At 68.3% G+C, this 17,050-nt stretch carries 17 protein-coding genes; 11 read left to right on the plus strand and 6 right to left on the minus strand.

Going from position 1 to position 17,050, the window contains the following annotated elements; translation table 11 throughout:
• The first annotated feature begins 25 nt into the window (after positions 1 to 25).
• The 3 genes from ACFQGD_RS14540 to ACFQGD_RS14550 all read left to right on the plus strand — a co-directional run bounded on the left by ACFQGD_RS14540 (position 26) and on the right by ACFQGD_RS14550 (position 2,665).
• The gene (locus ACFQGD_RS14540; RefSeq protein ID WP_345398460.1) at positions 26 to 865 is read left to right on the plus strand and encodes a nicotianamine synthase family protein; all 840 of its coding nucleotides are present in this window, start codon (positions 26 to 28) and stop codon (positions 863 to 865) included.
• 21 nt (positions 866 to 886) lie between these two features.
• The gene (locus ACFQGD_RS14545) at positions 887 to 1,315 is read left to right on the plus strand and encodes a CoA-binding protein (protein WP_345398463.1); all 429 of its coding nucleotides are present in this window, start codon (positions 887 to 889) and stop codon (positions 1,313 to 1,315) included.
• Positions 1,316 to 1,654: 339 nt separating this feature from the next.
• On the plus strand, positions 1,655 to 2,665 hold the full coding sequence (locus tag ACFQGD_RS14550) for an MBL fold metallo-hydrolase (RefSeq protein WP_345398466.1): 1,011 nt from the start codon (positions 1,655 to 1,657) through the stop codon (positions 2,663 to 2,665).
• Between the two features lie 108 nt (positions 2,666 to 2,773).
• Here the strand turns inward: ACFQGD_RS14550 and ACFQGD_RS14555 are convergent, their stop codons facing one another.
• Entirely contained in the window at positions 2,774 to 4,546 is a 1,773-nt protein-coding gene (locus tag ACFQGD_RS14555; RefSeq protein WP_345398469.1) for a bifunctional 3'-5' exonuclease/DNA polymerase, read from the minus strand.
• Between the two features lie 25 nt (positions 4,547 to 4,571).
• Between ACFQGD_RS14555 and ACFQGD_RS14560 the strand changes: the two genes are divergently transcribed.
• The 4 genes from ACFQGD_RS14560 (at position 4,572) to ACFQGD_RS14575 (ending at position 7,617) form a co-directional block, all read left to right on the plus strand.
• Positions 4,572 to 4,928 (plus strand): ArsR/SmtB family transcription factor, encoded by a 357-nt coding sequence (locus ACFQGD_RS14560; protein WP_345398472.1) that lies wholly within the window; start codon positions 4,572 to 4,574, stop codon positions 4,926 to 4,928.
• Positions 4,925 to 5,587, plus strand: coding sequence for a cation efflux transmembrane domain-containing protein (locus tag ACFQGD_RS14565; protein WP_345398475.1), 663 nt, complete (start codon positions 4,925 to 4,927; stop codon positions 5,585 to 5,587). The genes ACFQGD_RS14560 and ACFQGD_RS14565 overlap by 4 nt, the downstream gene beginning before the upstream one ends.
• Before the next feature lie 91 nt (positions 5,588 to 5,678).
• Entirely contained in the window at positions 5,679 to 6,287 is a 609-nt protein-coding gene (locus ACFQGD_RS14570; RefSeq protein ID WP_345398478.1) for a hypothetical protein, read from the plus strand.
• A gap of 178 nt (positions 6,288 to 6,465) precedes the next feature.
• Positions 6,466 to 7,617: an acyltransferase family protein gene (locus tag ACFQGD_RS14575; RefSeq protein ID WP_345398481.1), complete on the plus strand. Its 1,152-nt coding sequence runs from the start codon at positions 6,466 to 6,468 to the stop codon at positions 7,615 to 7,617.
• On the opposite strand, the gene ACFQGD_RS14580 is transcribed toward ACFQGD_RS14575, so the two are convergent.
• A complete protein-coding gene (locus tag ACFQGD_RS14580; protein ID WP_345398484.1) occupies positions 7,618 to 8,250 on the minus strand; it encodes a response regulator transcription factor in 633 nt (210 codons plus the stop codon).
• Positions 8,251 to 8,285: 35 nt separating this feature from the next.
• The gene (locus ACFQGD_RS14585) at positions 8,286 to 9,449 is read right to left on the minus strand and encodes a sensor histidine kinase (RefSeq protein ID WP_345398487.1); all 1,164 of its coding nucleotides are present in this window, start codon (positions 9,447 to 9,449) and stop codon (positions 8,286 to 8,288) included.
• A gap of 133 nt (positions 9,450 to 9,582) precedes the next feature.
• Between ACFQGD_RS14585 and ACFQGD_RS14590 the strand changes: the two genes are divergently transcribed.
• Together ACFQGD_RS14590 and ACFQGD_RS14595 are read left to right on the plus strand one after the other, a co-directional pair.
• Positions 9,583 to 10,641 (plus strand): ABC transporter permease, encoded by a 1,059-nt coding sequence (locus ACFQGD_RS14590; protein WP_345398490.1) that lies wholly within the window; start codon positions 9,583 to 9,585, stop codon positions 10,639 to 10,641.
• Positions 10,638 to 11,318 carry an ABC transporter ATP-binding protein gene (locus tag ACFQGD_RS14595; RefSeq protein ID WP_345398493.1) on the plus strand — a complete coding sequence of 227 codons (681 nt, stop codon included), beginning with the start codon at positions 10,638 to 10,640 and terminating at the stop codon, positions 11,316 to 11,318. The genes ACFQGD_RS14590 and ACFQGD_RS14595 overlap by 4 nt, the downstream gene beginning before the upstream one ends.
• Positions 11,319 to 11,332: 14 nt before the next feature.
• Here the strand turns inward: ACFQGD_RS14595 and ACFQGD_RS14600 are convergent, their stop codons facing one another.
• Entirely contained in the window at positions 11,333 to 12,229 is an 897-nt protein-coding gene (locus ACFQGD_RS14600; protein WP_345398496.1) for a LysR family transcriptional regulator, read from the minus strand.
• An 80-nt stretch (positions 12,230 to 12,309) separates the two neighbouring features.
• On the opposite strand from ACFQGD_RS14600, the gene ACFQGD_RS14605 reads away from it, so the two are divergent.
• Positions 12,310 to 13,269: a threonine ammonia-lyase gene (locus ACFQGD_RS14605; RefSeq protein WP_345398499.1), complete on the plus strand. Its 960-nt coding sequence runs from the start codon at positions 12,310 to 12,312 to the stop codon at positions 13,267 to 13,269.
• Between the two features lie 48 nt (positions 13,270 to 13,317).
• On the opposite strand, the gene ACFQGD_RS14610 is transcribed toward ACFQGD_RS14605, so the two are convergent.
• Positions 13,318 to 14,064: a lytic polysaccharide monooxygenase gene (locus ACFQGD_RS14610; RefSeq protein ID WP_345398502.1), complete on the minus strand. Its 747-nt coding sequence runs from the start codon at positions 14,062 to 14,064 to the stop codon at positions 13,318 to 13,320.
• 338 nt (positions 14,065 to 14,402) lie between these two features.
• The gene (locus ACFQGD_RS14615; protein ID WP_345398505.1) at positions 14,403 to 15,125 is read right to left on the minus strand and encodes a DUF998 domain-containing protein; all 723 of its coding nucleotides are present in this window, start codon (positions 15,123 to 15,125) and stop codon (positions 14,403 to 14,405) included.
• Positions 15,126 to 15,376: 251 nt separating this feature from the next.
• On the opposite strand from ACFQGD_RS14615, the gene ACFQGD_RS14620 reads away from it, so the two are divergent.
• The gene (locus ACFQGD_RS14620) at positions 15,377 to 16,855 is read left to right on the plus strand and encodes a lysyl oxidase family protein (RefSeq protein ID WP_345398508.1); all 1,479 of its coding nucleotides are present in this window, start codon (positions 15,377 to 15,379) and stop codon (positions 16,853 to 16,855) included.
• Positions 16,856 to 17,050: the final 195 nt, after the last annotated feature.

Here is a 17,050-nt window from a genome sequence, read left to right on the forward strand (position 1 = left end):
AAACGGATTCCATTAGAGTGTCTCTGTGGGTGATCACCAGGCACAGGTGAGCGCGGCCAGCGCGGTATCGCGGCGCGTGCGGCAGTTGCGGACACGGCTGGAGTCGACCGCTGACCTGCGGCCCTGCCAGGAGGTCAATGCACTGTTCACCGAGCTGGTCGGGCTGTGCTGCACGACGCCGTCACCGCTGGCCGACTCCGCGCTGGCGCAACTGGACGACGAGGCGTCGGCGACGCGCCGGCTGTGTGCGGTGGGGGAGACCGCGCTTGAGCTGCACTGGGCCCACCGCGTGCTCGCCGCGGACGACCCGGGCGCCGAGCTGGCACGGTTTCCGTACCTGGACAACTACCGCGAGCTAGTGCGGATGGAGCTGGGCGCGGTCTTCGCGGCGGGCGGCGACCGGCCCCGGCGGGTGGCGGTACTCGGATCCGGACCGCTGCCGCTGACAGGGGTTGTGCTGGCGCGCGACTACGGCGCGTCGGTGCTGCACGTCGACCGCGATCTCGACAGCCTCCAGCTTGGCGGGAAGCTCACCGCGGCGCTCGGCGTCGACGCCACCGCCGCGCACGCCGACCTGGACGACCCGGCGAGCGGGGACGTGTTGCGCGGCGAGCGCATCGCGGACTGCGACGTCGTGGTGCTCGCCGCGTTGGTCGGGCAGGACGCCGTCGGTAAGCGAGCGGTCAGCGGACGGCTGGCGCGGCTGTTGCGGCCCGGCACGCTGGTGCTGGTGCGGTCGGCGGTCGGGCTGCGCTCGTTGCTGTACCCGTGTGTGCGAGCGGAGGATCTGGCGGGGCTGCGGGTTGAATTGGAGGTCCATCCGCACTCCGAGGTGGTCAACTCGGTGCTCGTGGCGCGGGCGTAGGTGTCGCGGCAGACTGGCGGCGTGGAGCGAGCAGGAAGAACGCAGACTGAGCAAGACACCATCCGCCGGATCCTGACTGGGTGTGAGACCTGGGCGATCGTCGGGCTCGGTGACAATCCATCACGGCCCGCGTACGGCGTGGCGAAGACGCTGCAGCGCAACGGCAAACGCATCGTGCCAGTACACCCCAGCGCCGCGACAGTACACGGCGAGCAGGGTTACGCGACTCTCGCGGACATCCCGTTCGCGATTGACTGTGTCGACGTCTTCCGGCGCGCCGACGAAGCAGGTCAGTACGCTGACGCCGCCGTGGAGATCGGCGCGAAAGCGGTGTGGTTCCAGCTCGACGTGGTCGATCAGGCGGCTTACGAGCGCGCTACTCGTGCGGGGCTGGACATGGTGATGGACCGCTGTCCCGCGATCGAACTGCCCCGGCTCGGGACGTCGTGACGCGGAGATCGCGCGGGGCGGGCGCAGCGTCGGCTGGGGCGAGCGCGGCTCTGGTGGGCGCGGTTCGGGCGAGCGCGGTTCTGGCGGGCGCGGCTCGGGCGAGATGTGGATCAACTTCCCCTGCGCTGTGACCAGCCGACGTCTGCTTTGTCGGGTTCTGGTGGACGCGGCACAGGGGAAGCTGATCAACATCGCTTGAGGTTCTCCGGGTTGGCCGCTGCCCCGGCTCGGGAGAGTGTGACCTGACGCGTTTCGGCGGACGTGATCCATCGGGCATTGTTAACGAGCGTTTATTTGGGTAGCGTCGAGGGGACGGTTTTCGCCTGAGATCGGAGCCGGATGCCTTTCGACACCCAACCGTGGACCGAACCTGGTCCGCAGCCGGTCGCACCAGGGGTGCACCGGGTACCGCTGCCCATGCCGAACGACGGCCTGCGCGCGGTCAACGTCTACGTGATCGAGGACGGCGACGGCGTCGTGCTGATCGACTCCGGCTGGCACGACGCCGAGGCCAAGGAGCACCTGCGCGGCGCGCTCGCCGCGCTCGGCCACGACTTTCGCGACGTGCGGCGGTTCCTCGCCACGCATATGCACGCCGACCACTACACACTCGCGGTCGCGCTGCGCAAGGAGTACGGCACGCCGATCACGCTCGGCGCGGGCGAACGGGAATCCGTCGAGGTAATCCTGCGTGGTGACACGTCGCGCCAGCTGGGCGAACCGCGGCGCTGGGGTATCCCCGGCGAGGTCTCGATGCGCGACATCGGCATCGAACCCAGCCACTCTCGCGAGGCGTACGAGCTGCCAGACGAGTGGCTGGACCGCGAGACCGACATCGCGCTGACCAGCCGCACCCTGCGCGCGGTGCCCACGCCGGGCCACACCGCGGGGCACATCGTCTTCGCCGACGAGGCGGCGTCGTTGCTGTTCTCCGGCGATCATGTGCTGCCTCACATCACGCCGTCGATCGGGTTTCAGCCGTCGATGCGCCGCAACGCGTTGACCGACTACCTGGCGTCATTGCGGCTGCTGCTGGAACTGCCGGACATGATGCTGCTGCCTGCGCACGGTCCTGTCACCGACAGTGCGCACGTGCGGGTCAAGGAACTGCTGAACCACCACGACGAGCGGCTCGATGCCACCCGCGAGACGGTGGTCGACGGCGCGACGACGGCATACGAGTCGGCGTCCCGCCTGACCTGGACCGGTAAGCACCGTGCGTTCGACACACTGGAGATGTTCAACCAGTTCCTCGCCGTCGGCGAGACCGCGGCACATCTGGAGCACCTGGTGACGACCGGCGTGCTGGAGCAGACCGTCCGAGACGGAGTCGCCCACTACCGCCCCTGACGCTGTGTCCGACGCTCACGACGTTGTGTCCGACACTCAGGGCGTTGTGTCCTGCACTCACGACGTTGTGTCCGACGCTCGGGACGCTGTGTCATGCATTCCCGGCGTTCACTTCGCGTCGGCGTAGCAGTTCACCAGCGTCGCCTCCAGCGGAAACCGCACCGGACACCGCGTGCCGAACGTGAGCGCGCCTGCCTTGTCGGCGCACGTCTGGAGCACGCCAGCGACGTCCTCCGCGTCCTCGGCGGGGCAGTGAACGATCAGCTCGTCGTGTTGGAAAAACACCAGCTCGGCGTCCGGTGCGCGGTCAGCCAGCGCGCGACGCACGAGTCCCAGCAGCACCGAGGTGAAGTCCGCGGCGCTGGCCTGCACCACGAAGTTGCGGGTGAAGCGGCCCCAGTCTCGCGACGCGCGGTGCGCGGCCAGGCCCGCGTCCGCGTTGCCAGTCAGCGCGCGCCACTGCTCGGACGGTGGCGGCGACGTCCGGCCTAGACGGGACTGGACCAACTCGCCACGCTCGCCAGCCGCTGCCGCATGCTCCACGTAGTGCACGGCGTCCGGAAATCTCGTGCGCAGCCGCGCCAGTAGTGGGCCCGCTTCCCCGGACGTGCCGCCGTACAGCGCGGACAACATCGCGACCTTCGCGCGGGCGCGATCGCCTCCGAACGCGTCGGCCGCGAGGCTGGCGTAGAGGTCGTTGGACGCGGAGACGTCGGCGAGTCGGCGGTCGCCGGACAACGCGGCCAGGACCCTCGGTTCGAGCTGCGCGGCGTCCGCGACGACCAACCGCCAGCCCGGATCGGCGCGCACGCATGTGCGCAACACCTTCGGGATTTGTAGTGCGCCACCGCCGCGGGTCGCCCACCGTCCGGACACGACTCCGCCTACGATGTAGGCGGCGCGAAATCGTCCATCATGGACCCATTCGCGCAGCCATGACCAACCGTGCGCGGAGTGCAGCCGGGCGAGTTCCTTGTACTCCAGCAGCGGTGCGACGGCCGGATGATCGATGTCTCTGAGCACGTGGGCCCTGCTGGATGAGACGTCGATCCCCGCACGCCGAAACGCCCGTACGACACTCGGCGGATGGTCTGGATTGACCGGCGTGCCGAAGGCCTCGGAGATCCGGTCGGCCAGGTCGGCGAGTGTGCTCGGACGTCCGTTCGCCACGCGGCGGCCGAGTAGTTCGGTGAGCACGGCGTCGTGGATGTCCGCGCGCCATGGGAGCCCGTGGTGTGACATTTCGGCCGCCGCAAGCGCGCTCTGCGACTCTGACGCCACCAGCAGCCGCAGTCGATCGGAGGCCGGTGCGCGCTGGATCGCACGGCGCTGCTCGGCCAGGACGACCGCCGCGGCCTCGGCGGGGGAGACATCACCCGGTAGGCCGGTCCCATGTGGTGCGAAGAGGGCCGCCTGGCCGTTGTCGTCCGTGACGTCGTCCTGGTCGGGTGGCGGTGGCAGGCCGCGTGCCCTGGCGTATGCGGCGGCGAGTCCGCGCGGTTCGGCGTGCCGTCCCTGGCTGTTGAGCAACAGCCGTTCGGTGAGGGCGAGGTCGTGACAGCGGCGGAGACGCACGCCGTGTCGCAGCAGTGCGGAGTAGACGCGGTCCGTGCTCGGCACGATCCACGTGATGTCCCCGGTGTCGTGGCGGGTTATCCGTGCGGCCAGGTCCGGCGCGGTGAGGTCGCGGGTTTCGTGGCGTCCCGTGTCGGTGTTTGAGGTCGGCGGCTGGACGTCGGATCGCCCCGGCGCGCTGACGGGGCGGAGTTCGTACCGCGGTGCACCGTCGCTCGCGTGCCCCTCCTGCTCCGCCACGACGATGTCCACACCGCCATTCTGCTCGGCACCCCCGACAGCGACGTCGACACCTCGCACCAACATCGTTGGGTTGCGATATCATCGCCGCATGACGATTAAAACCCCGGCAGTTGGCATCGAGGCGGCCGTATCGCTGTTCCACAGCCTCTCCGACGGCACACGATTGGAAATCGTGCGCCGGTTGGCCGAGGGGGAGGCGCGGGTCGCGGATCTCACACGGGACCTCGGGCTCGCACAGTCGACGGTGTCCGCTCATGTCGCCTGCCTGCGGGACTGCGGTCTGGTCTCGGGACGCCCCGAAGGGCGGCAGGTCTTCTACTCGCTGAGCCAGCCGGAACTGCTCGACCTACTCGCCGCGGCGGAAGCCGTGCTCGCGGCGACCGGTGACGCCGTGGCGCTGTGCCCGCGCTACGGCGTCGCGACAGAGGACGTGGTGACGCGATGAGCGGGCAGGAACATCGTCTTGAGCACACCGACGAGTGCGCGGTGACCGGCGGTGGCCAGCCATCGATCGCGCGACGGTCGGTGCTGAGCCGCAGGGTGCGCTGGCTGGTCGGCGCGACGATCACCTACAACATCATCGAGGGGATCATCGCGATCTCGGCGGGGACCGTCGCGGGCTCGACCGCTCTCGTCGGGTTCGGACTCGACTCGATGATCGAGGTCGCGTCCGCCGCGGCGGTGGCGTGGCAGTTCTCGGGTCCCGATCCGGAAGCACGAGAACGAATCGCCCTGAAGGTTATCGCCGTGTCGTTCTTCGCGCTCGCTGCCTACGTCACGGTCGAGGCGGTTCGGACCCTGGTCGGCGCGGAGTCCGCCGGGACGTCGACGGTCGGTATCGTGCTCGCCGCGTTGTCGCTGCTCATCATGCCATCGTTGTCGCTGGCGCAGCGGCGCGCTGGCAGGGAGCTCGGCTCGACAAGCGCGGTCGCAGATTCGAAGCAAACCTTGCTGTGTGCCTATCTCTCCGGCGTGCTGCTGGTGGGGCTCCTGCTGAACAGCCTTTTCGGCTGGGCATGGGCTGACCCGGTCGTCGCGATCGTCATCGCTGTCGTCGCCGTCCGCGAGGGACGTGAGGCGTGGCGCGGTGAGCACTGCTGCTGACCGCGCACACGACGTCGAGAACGGGGGACACGGTCGCGGGAACTGAATTACACGACTGTGCGACTATTTGCACATGATCAAGGCCAAAACGATGCGAAACAGGCGCGCGGGCATGGTGCTCGCGGCGCTGTCGGCTACCGCGCTCGCGCTGAGCGCGTGCGGCGACACCGAGGGAGGCGTCGAGAACGCCGCCGACACGGCGGACCCGACCACTGCCAGTGAGACCAGCGGCCACGACGGTCACTCTGGCCACGACCACAGCCACGAAGGGGCGACCGGCGACCCGAACGCGACCCCTGCCAACGAGATCGAGGGCGCGAATCTCGTGGAGGGCACGTTCAAGCCGCTGGAATCGGCCCCCGCTGGTACGGAGACAGTGACCGGCACGGCGTATCTGGCACGGCACGATGACGGCACCACCGTCACCATCGACGTCGAGGGCCTCCAGCCTGATGCCGCCTACATGTCGCACCTGCACGCGCGGCCGTGCGCCGAGGACAACGGTGGCCCGCACTTCAAGTTCGACGCGAAGGGCACGGACGAACCGCCCAACGAGGTCCACATCGCGTTCACCGCTGACGCTGAGGGTACGGCGACGAGCACCGTCACCAACGACAACCCGAACAGCGAGGGTGCGAAGTCGATCGTGCTGCACCTCGACGACAAGGACGGCACGAAGTTCGCCTGCGCGGACTTCTGAGACGTGCTCCGGTAGCACGAGTTCCGCCACGGGCCCTGGAGCTGGGACGACGTCCCCAACTCCAGGGCCTTGTCATCACGAAAACGGTTCGGGAACAGTTCGCCCGGTTGGGGCGTTAAGGTCACGAAAGGTCTAAATCCTCTCGGCGTGCGGTCCAGGGAGGGGGATCCTGGTCATCGTGACGGTTGTACCGCGAACTCAGCAGGGCACGCGCCTCTACAGCCTGGACGCACTACGTGCGCTGCTGGTCGCTTGGATCATCGGCGGGCACGCGCTTCTCGGATATTCGGCAGTCGGGGGATGGGCCTACGACGAGGTCAACGAAGTCACCTTCACGACGTCGGTCGAACTCGTCCTCGCGGCGATCTTCGGGCCATCCGCGCTGTTCTTCATGGGTACGTTCTTCCTGATCGCGGGCTTGCTCACGCCACGTTCACTGCGGCGCAAAGGGACGAGCCGGTTCGTCTGCGACCGGACGTTGCGACTCGGCGTTCCGTTCCTGATCAGCGCCGCGATCGTGTGGCCGCTCGTGATGTGGCTGGCGTACCTGTCGGCGGGCCAGACGGTCTCGTACTCGTTCCTCCTCAGTGGCAGGGAGCGGGTGTTCGACTCCGGCGCGCTGTGGTTCGCCGAGGTGTTGTTGATCTTTTCGCTGATTTACGCCGCGTGGCGATGGGTCGCTGGCAGGCGCGAGAACGAGCGGCAACCGGTGCTGCACTCCACCAGCCAGCTCTGGGTGCTCGTCGTGGTGCTGGTGTTGACGACGTTCCTGCTTCGCGTCGCGATTCCGGCTCGGGCGAGCGCCTTTGGGGACGTCCACCTGTGGCAGTGGCCGCAGCTCGGTGCGATGTTCGGTTTCGGCGTCGTGTTCGCTAGTAGTGGCCTGGCGGAGCGGGTGCCGTCCCGGCTGCGGCGCGCGAGCGGTCTCGTCACCCTGGCGACGCTGCTCAGTGTGCCGCCGTTGGCGTTGATCATCGGTGTGGACAACCTCGCCGCCGACATGGGGCCGTTCCTCGGCGGCTGGAACTGGCAGTCGGCGCTATTAGCGACCGTCGAGTCGGTACTGGTCGTGTTCGGATCGATCTGGTTGCTCGGTATGGCACAGCAGTACCTCGTTGGCGGCGGCAGAGTGCGCGATGGCGCGATTCGCAGCTCGTTCGCCGCGTTCGTGCTGCAGGGTCCGGTACTCATCATGCTGGCCATCGCGCTACGGCCGATGCCGGCACCCGCCGAGGTCAAAGCAGCGCTGGTCGGCGCCATCGGGATCGTGGTCTGCTTCGGTCTCGGTTGGATCCTTGTCTCGCGGACGAAACTGGGGCGGTTGCTGTAGTCAGTCGCTGCGACGCAGCAGCCCGCGTTTCGTGGCCGCCGCGACCGCGGCGGTGCGAGAGTCGACATCGAGCTTGGCGAAAATGTGCACCAAGTGAGATTTCACGGTGGCTTGGCTGAGAAACAGTGCCGCGCTGATCTGCTGATTCGACAACCCATCCGCGACGAGCCGTAGCACGTCGAGTTCGCGACGACTCAACGTAGTACCCGGACTGCGCATCCGTGCCATGAGTCGGTTGGCGACAGCGGGCGCCAGGGCGGAACGACCGGCCGCCGCCGTGCGTACGGCGGCGGCCAGCTCCTCCGGCGGCGCGTCCTTGAGTAGGTAGCCAGCCGCGCCCGCCTCGACGGCGGCGAGGATGTCCGCGTCAGTGTCGTATGTCGTGAGCACAAGCACCTGCGGCGCGTCCGCCCGTGCGGTGATAGTCGCGGTCGCCGCTGAGCCATCCATGCCGTCGCCGAACCGCAAGTCCATCAGGACGACGTCGATGCCGTCGGCGGCGGTGCGTGCGACGGCGTCCTCCGCCGTGGCGACCTCATCGACGATCTCGAAGTCCGGCTCGGCGTCCAGTACCGCGCGCAAGCCCGCCCGCACTACGGGGTGATCATCGGCGAGCAGCAGGCGAACACTCATGACGGCTCCGTGCTGGTGGGCAGGGGCAGCGTGACCTACAGCGCGGTCCCACGCCCGGGGCTCGACTCGACCACGACGGTGCCGCCAAGCGACTCGGCGCGGGCGCGCATCGCGGCGAGGCCCAGCCCGCCGTCGTCGCTATGCGCTGGGATCGTCGTGGGGTCGAAACCGTTGCCGTTGTCCACGACGTCCAATGCGACAGCGGTGTCCATGTAGCTCAGGGTCAGCTCGGCGTGGTGGGCATGGGCGTGCCGCACCGTGTTGCCGATAGCGGATTGGGCGATGCGGAGCAGTGCGACCTCGTAGTCCATCGGCAGTGTGACGGGTGTGCCGCTGAGCGAGAAGTGCGTCGTGGGGGCGTCGGGCGCGTCAGGGACGCTGGTGCAAAGCCGTTCCAGCGCGGCGGGGAGCGAATTGTCCGCCAGATCGGGTGGGGTGAGGGCACGCACGACGTGGCGTACTTCGGTGAGGTTGTCCTGCGCTGCGGTGCGCGCCTGCTGGATGTGCGGTAGGGCAGAGGAGTCCGGCGGCACGGCGCGTTCGGCCGCCCGCAGCAGAAGCTGGATGCTGGACAGTCCCTGGGCGACCGTATCGTGAATCTCACGGGCGATGCGCTCACGTTCGGCCAGGGTGCCCGCGGTGCGTTCGGCGTCGGCCAGTTCCGCGCGGGTGGTGATCAGTTCCTCGATCAGCTCGCGACGCCGTTCGTTCTCCCGATGCAGTGCCTGATAGCCCAGCACGGTCGCGACGGCGACGGCGGCGCCGAGCATCGGCCCGATGACCGTGCCTGGCCCGAACGCCTGGCCGTGGAATGGAGCCGCGCCGATCGCGGCGGCCGTGGTGAGCACGACGGCTGGCAGGCCCCACCGGGCTGGCAGCAGGTGTAGGTGCAGGAAGAACAGCGGGAACGCCAGCCACACCCCGTCTGGGGTGAGCATGAGCAGTGCCAGCCAGACCGCGCCGAGCGCCCCGAGCCACGTCGCCGCCGCGCCGCGCGATTCCCGGACACGAGGTAGCAGCGGCCCCGCGCCGTACACGACGGCCATCGTGACGCTGGCGGTGACGACACCGGCTGCCGTCGCGCTGCCGGGTCCGCCGAGCAGCGCGCGCACGGCGACCAGCACCAGCAGCACCGCCATCAGTAGGTGCAGGCACAGCCGCAGCATGCGCAGCACGGGAGAGAACGAACGTGGATACATGTCGTGTCCAGCGTAGGCAGGCGGCGCGCGTCCATGGTCAATCGAAATGTTGAATGTGGCCTCCGCCCTTCGACGCGGCGACCGTGTCCTCCGGTGCGATGTGCGTCGGTGCTCGGCGACGCAGGGTGGACCCATGTTTGTCGCACTCAGAGACCTGCGCTTCGCCAAGGGACGATTCGCGCTCATTGGCGTCGTCGTGGTGCTGATCACAATGCTGATCGGCTTGTTGTCCGGGCTGACGTCCGGGCTCGGCAGGGCGAACACGTCCGCGATCACCGGTCTCGGTGCGGACCACGTCGCGTTCGCCGCGCCGCCAGGCGGGCAGCAGCCGTCGTTCACGACGTCGTCCCTGTCCGAGTCCGCCTGGCTGACGTGGCGTGAGCGGCCAGGCGTGACCTCCGCCGAGCCGGTGGGTATTCGCACGCTCGACGCGATCGCCGGCGATCGCGCCGTCGCCGTGGCGGCGTTCGGCATCGACCCCGCCGCGCCGTTCGCGCCCGCGTCTCTGGTGGACGGGAGCGTGGTGTCCGCACCGCTGGCGGCGGAGCTGGACGTGCGCGTCGGCGACGTCCTCCGTGTCGGCGGGCTTGACCTGCACATTTCCGACGTCGGTGGCGAGGATGCGTACAGCCACTTGCCGGTGGTGTGGACGTCGTTGTCCGCCTGGCAGCGGCTCGGCCCCGGCGATGCGGCGTCAGTGGTCGCGTTGCGAACGGATGGTGCGGATCTCGCGGCGGGTGACGCGGCAGCGGGCACCCGGACGCTGACGGTGGACGACGCGCTGACGATGATTGGCTCGTACCAGGCGGAGAACGGTTCGCTGCAGCTTATGCGCGGGTTCCTGTTCGCGATCTCGGCGCTGGTGATTGGGGCCTTCTTCACCGTGTGGACCGTGCAGCGCGGCGGCGACATCGCGGTACTCAAGGCGTTGGGCGCGTCCACCGGGTACTTGCTGCGCGACGCGCTCGGGCAAGCCCTGCTGCTGCTCCTGGCCGGCACGGGAGTGGGTATGGCGCTCGCCGCCGCGATCGGAGCCGTCGTGCGGGGCAGCGACGTCCCGTTCGTGCTCGACGCGACGACCATCGCACTACCGGCGGGGGTTGTGATTCTACTCGGCGTGATTGGCGCCGCCCTGCCCATTCGGCGGATCACCACCGTTGATCCCCTCGATGCACTAGGGAGCGCGCGATGACCCTTCTTCTTGACGACGTGACCCTGACGTATCCAGATGGCATGGGACGTCTCACCGCGCTCGACGGCGTGTCCCTTGACGTTCCCGCTGGCAGGCTGACCGCGGTCGTGGGACCGTCCGGTTCCGGCAAGTCCAGCCTGCTCGCGGTCGCGGCGACGCTCATCACACCGGACAGCGGCCGGGTCGTCGTCGCGGGACACGAGACGACGCGGCTCAGCCCAGCCGAGCGTGCGGTGCTGCGTCGGCGCGACATCGGCATCATCTTCCAGCAGCCGAACCTGGTGCCGTCGCTGACGGCACTGGAGCAGTTGCAAGTGATGGCGGACCTGGACGGTCGCAAGCCGAGCGCGATGCGGGATCGCGCTCGTGAACTGCTCGCCTCGGTTGGGCTCGCCGATCAGGCCCATCGGCGTCCGTATCAACTCTCCGGGGGGCAACGGCAGCGGGTCACCATCGCCCGGGCACTGGTCAATGAACCCGCCGTGCTGTTGGTGGATGAACCCACCAGCGCCCTTGACCGGCAGCGTGGTGAAGCGGTTCTCGACCTGCTCGCCGAGCTGACGGTCGAGCGCGGCACCGCGACGGTGCTGGTGACGCACGACCGGGCGCACATCGGCATCGCGGACCGGGTCACGGAGATGACCGATGGCAGGCTGCGCACGCTCGTGCGGGCGTGACGCCTCGGGCCGGGTCAGTCGGGAAACCCTGGTCGGATGGCGGTGTCGGTCAACGCGGTGAGCAGGGCTTGCACCGGCAGCGGTGCGGGCGGCTTACCGTAGGTGGCCGCCACGACCCGCCGGAACTCGCCAGGAAGCTGATCCACGCGCACGTCCGTGTTCCGGTGCGCGAGCAACGCGAGGCCAGGCAGGGTGGTGACGCCAAGTCCCGCGGCGACGAGCGCCTGCGCCGCGACATAGTCGTCGGTTTCGAACGCGATACTCGGCACGAACCCGGCTGCCTGGCACGACTTCAGCAGGTGTGCGCGGCACCGCTCGCACCCTGCGATCCAGCGTGCGTTCGCATAGCCGCGCAGGCCGTCGTGTCGGCTGTTCGGGTCGTTGTCCGCCGCTGTCACCAGGTACAGGGGCTCATCGAACAGTGCGGTGACCGTGATGTCGTTGGGCGGCGGGTCCGAATCGGCGTGCGCGAACAGCAGGGCAACGTCGATGTCGCCGCTGCGCAGCGCTGTGATCGACTCCGGTGGCTCGGACTCGGTCAGGCCGAGTCCCAGGTCGGGGTGTCGCTCGCCGAATCGCGCGGCAGCGGGCGGGACCAGCGTGGCGAGTGCGGACGGAAATGCCGCCAGCCGCACCCGGCCCGCGCGGAGACCCGCGAAGGCGGCGATCTCGTCGCGGGTGGCGGCCACCCGGCCGAGGATCTCCTCCGCTCGGCTGACCAGAACTGTACCGGCGTCGGTGAGCCGGATGCCCCTGCCCGCGCGTTGCACCAGCGGCACGCCGACCTCGGCCTCGAGCCGCGCGAGGTGGTGGCTGATCGACGGCTGTGCGTAGTGCAGTTCCTCAGCCGCCGCGGTCACCGAGCCGGTGCGGGCGACGGCGACGAGCACTTGGAGCCGGGTGAGGTCCACTTGATAATGATAGATGATATAGATGCTTCTTGAAAAAGCATCTATTGGACCTATGTGTCGGGTCCTGCCAGCGTAGGGTCATGCGAATTCCCACGATGACCGATGTGCTGCGCGCTCGGACACTGATCGACCCGATCCTGCCTCGGACACCGATGTGGCCGTATCCCGCGCTGACGGCAAGCACAGGTGTCGACGTGCTGGTCAAGCACGAGAACACGCAGCCTGTCGGCGCGTTCAAGGTCCGTGGTGGACTGACCCTGCTCGGCCAGATGCCGACCGTCGAACGCGAGTGCGGCGTTGTTGGGTACTCCACCGGGAACCACGCGCAGTCGCTGGCGTATGCGTCGTCGAGGTTCGGCGCACCCTGCACGATCGTGATGCCGACGAACCCGAACTCGGCCAAAGCGAACGCCGTGCGCGCGCTCGGTGCGGAGCTCGTGGAGTTCGGTACCACGCTGGAGGATGCCCGCGAATGTGCGGAGAAGCTGGCGCGGGAGCGAGGAGCGCGGTTGGTCAGCGCCGCGAACGAGCCGGAGCTGATCACGGGTGTCGGCACGCTCTACCTTGAGGTGTTCGAACAGGCCCCTGACCTCGATGCGGTGATCGTCCCGGTTGGCGGAGGTAGCGGCGCCGCCGCGGCATGCGTGGTCGCCGACGCGGTGGCGCCGGACTGCGAGATCGTCGCCGTGCAGTCGGCGGCATCGCCTGCCGCCCATGACTCGTGGCGTGCGGGCGAGGTCGTCCACCGTCCGAATCAGACCGTCGTGGAAGGACTCGCGACCGGCACCGGTTTCGAGCTGACGCAACACATCATGCGGGAACGGCTGGCGGATTTCGTGCTCGTCGACGACGACGCGATCGCCGAGGCGCAGTGGCTGCTGCTCCGCGACGCGCACACACTCGCGGAAGGTGCGGGCGCGTCGGCGTTGGCGGCGCTGCTCGCCAACGCCGAGCGGTTCACGGGCAAACGCGTCGCGGTGATCTGCACCGGAGCGAACGCCAGCGAGCGCGAGCTACGGACGATGTCGGGGATGCCGTGACCCGCGCCCGCGACGACTGAACGCCGAACCGCGTGCGCCGCAACGAACTCAGACTTCCTCCCACAGCGCCGGAGTGCGATCCGGTTCCCAACCAGCAAGGGCGGTGTGTGCCTGCCTGCACCGGTAGGTGACGCCGTTGTACGTCACCTCGCTACCCACCTCGTACGCCGTGCCCGCCTCCCAGGTGCCCTCGCTGGGCGGAGACGTGGTCGTGGTGGTGGTCGGCGGTGGCGGCGCGGTCGTCGTGGTTGGCTCGGGGTCAGGATCCCCACCGCCGCCGTTGACGTCGAGATCGATGCAGGCGTAGAAGGCGTTGCCGGTGTCACCGATGTTCCACACCGCGAGCACTTTCTGTCGCCCGCTCACGTCGCCGAGGTCGACGTCGTGCGAGATGGTCGGTGGCGGCTGCTGGTTGCCGCCGTCGAACTCGGCGATCTTGGTGCCGTTCAGGAAATACTGGTAGTTGGCCGTGACGTGCCGCGCGGTGAATGTCCATTTGAAGGTCACCGAGTTGTCAACCGGGGTCGCCTGCCACGCCTTGCTGTCGTCGTCCAGTTCGGCGAACTCGGCGTTGCCGCCGCTACAACTACGCAAGCCCTTCGGGCCCTCCACGCTCTGCGGTTCCCACTTGATCGGGCCGCAGGGCACGGTTCCCTCCGCGCACTGCGCCTGCCTACTCGGCGGCGAGGACACGTAGCCGTGCGCGTTGGCGACGCCCGCGGGTAATGCGACCACGATGATCGGAGTGACGCCGACACAAGCGGCGCCGATCGCGAGTTTCTGTTTCAGATTCATGCCAACTCCTTCGTGAAACTTCCGCATTTCCGTCAGCGGGCAGGTTGGTGCTAGGGAAATGGGAACGAGGTGCGGCACGTCGTGGTCCGTTGCGGACGATGGCCCAACAGGTTCCGCCCTCGGACAAGGCGCATCAGCAGTCCGTGATTACGCCGCTGATCTGAGGCGATCCGGTGCGCGCTTGCCAATAGAAAAGAATATTTCGTGATTTCTTGCCTGGCAACGGCGATGGGATGCGCACAACGTTCGACGTGGGCTGGTCAGCGGAATCGTTGGCTCGGACAGCCGCGTGGTACTCGGCCAAGTGTCGTACGATTTCCGCGGTTACCGCCTAACCGCTACACGGACCGCGTGAAGTTGGTACCCAAAGCGCGGCGACCGTCCGCGTCGGCGTCGCGTGCCTCTGCGCCCCCGGACGCCGGGGACCGGCCGAGCCCGACGAGAAGCACGACGAGTGCGGCGACGGCGCTACCCGCGACCAGTCGCTCGACCAGGCCGAGTGGCAGGAACTCCCACCACGGCGGTCCGCCATTGGCCATGTAGATGATCGCGAAGCCGATCGTGCTGAATGATGTGAGCGAGAAGATGCTCAGCCCGCGTGCCAGCCACCGCCACGCGAGCGACACGGGGAACACCACGTGTGCGGCCAGCAGCACGGCCGCCGGCAGCGAGAGAAATGCGGCCAGGCTGGCGTAGCGGTGGATCGTGCCTCCGATGCTCGGACCGACCGACCAGTCCGTCTTAGTGAACATCACGATCACCAGCAGGCTGCTGGTCCAGAGCGCGCCTAGCGCGACCGTCACCCACCCCGCGAGCTTGCGGCGGGCGATCTCGGCGAAGGTCGCCGCCGAGCCAACGGCGATGAGTAAGACCGCCAGATCGAACAACCACTTGCCATCCGTGTGCGCGTATTCGCTGATCGTGCGCCGGATCGGGCTGATATCGCTGGTCGGCGGCAGCACATGCAGGGCAAGGAGCAGCGCCACCCCCAGCGCGAATGCGCAGAGTCCACCCACGTGCGCGATTCGCCATCGCCGCGCGCCGACGCCGTCCGTTCCCATGCCGTTGTCCACGGTACCGCGCGTCCGACGGTGGCGGCACCACGCGGCGGCGGGCACGTCGGCCTTGCACGGCTGAGCGCGTTTCCCGTGGCATGCCGGGCGATTGCCGTTGCGACAAGCGTGTGGTCCTAGCTGTCGCCGGGTAACGAATCCGCGCAACAGGGATACGTCTTGTACGCGGGCTGTCATGCTGTGCGAGCGCGTTCACGGCGTGCGATGCGCACGGCCGTGGATCGGCGGGAGGGTGGGTCATGTCCAGGAAACGCGGTGTGGGCAGATGGGGCGCGGTGGCGCTCGTGGTGGGGATGCTCGGGGTGCTGCTGGTAGCACCCGCACAGGCGGCGCCGACACCGCCATCGCTGCGTCTCATTCAGACGCAGACGGAGCAGACCGTTAACCGACGCAGTGCGGGTGCCTGGATCCGAGTGGATCCCAGGGTGTGGGCGACACCGGTGAACGGCACGTTCGACGTCCGCGTGGCGCGCGCTGACTACGACGAGAAGTACCGGATCACGCAGGTCATCGCGGCAGGCCGCAACGAGGTGGCTCAGGAACGGGCGCTCCCTGGCGACATCGTCGCCAGGGACGGTCTCGCTCGCTTTGTGCGTGTCACGGTCCGAAATGCCGACGGTGACCTCGTCAAGCGCACGCCGCTGCGAACGTTCTGCCCCAACAGCTACGAGCCACAGCGCGCCGCGCCCGAGGGGCCGGACAATCCGAGATTCCCGTACGGCTGCTGGCTGCATCACTTCGCGTTCTCGCACGTGTGGGGCATCGACGAGGGCTGGGCGACACGAGTGCTTGACTACGGCGGAGTGCGGTTCCGTGGACCGGACGGCCGCTACAGGGTCACGGTGTCGATCGCGCGACGCTATGTCGATCTCTTCCAGATCGCCCCGAAAGACGCGAGGGCGTCTGTGGCCGTCACTGTCAGGACGCGCAGCGGCTCGTCCGAGGGTATGGCCGTGTCGCATGTGGGCCAGTCGACGGCGGCCGGTGAGGGGCAGTTGCCCAAGCATCCCAGAGTGCGCACCGTGAAGCGCGCTCCTTCTCGCAACCTGCCCGACCTCGCGTCGCTGCCGGCGTGGGGCATCCGCGCGGCCCATGTCCGGGGCCGCGACCTGCTTCGCTTCGCCGCCAACGTATGGGTGGGTGGCACATCGCGACTGGACGTGGAGGGGTTCCGCAGGCAGGGCGAGGACGTCATGGACGCCTACCAGTACTTCTACCGGGGCGACGAGGTGGTGGCACGGGCCCGTGTCGGCACCATGCACTTCCACCGGAAGCGAGGTCACAACCACTGGCACTTCACCGACTTCGCCCGCTACCGGCTACTTGACGACTCCCGCACGGCCGCGGTGCGCAGCCACAAGCAGTCCTTCTGCATCGTGCCGACCGACTCGATCGCGCTCGCCCTCCCTGATGCGGAGTGGCGACCCGGCTACGACACCGCATGCGGATGGGAGGACGCGATGTGGGTGCGGCAGGTGCTGCCCATCGGTTGGGGCGACACCTACTACCAGGGAGTCGCCGGACAGGCGTTCAACATCACGAACGTGCCTAACGGCACCTACTACGTCGAGGTCACCGCGAACCCAGGCGGACGGCTGTTCGAAACGGACACCAGTAACAACGTGACGCTGCGAAAAGTCGTCCTCAAGGGCAGGTCAGGTGCCCGCACGGTCTGCGTGCCCCCGTACACGGCAGATCCCTCGCGGAGCGGTTGTTAGGCGATTGGCTCGGGGATGTCGTTGGCCTTGAATTTGAGCGAACGAATAGACCACAGCACTGGCCTGCGGCCGTTGGCCGCCTGACACCACCGGAACGTACGCGACCGGCCGTCACCGTTGGTGCTGGTGGAAAGGCCGGTCAGTGCTGGTATGGAGAGTGCCCCCGGTGAGACTCGAACTCACACTGGACGGGTT

This window comes from Haloechinothrix salitolerans, from assembly GCF_042662605.1.
GTDB lineage: Bacteria > Actinomycetota > Actinomycetes > Mycobacteriales > Pseudonocardiaceae > Haloechinothrix_A > Haloechinothrix_A salitolerans.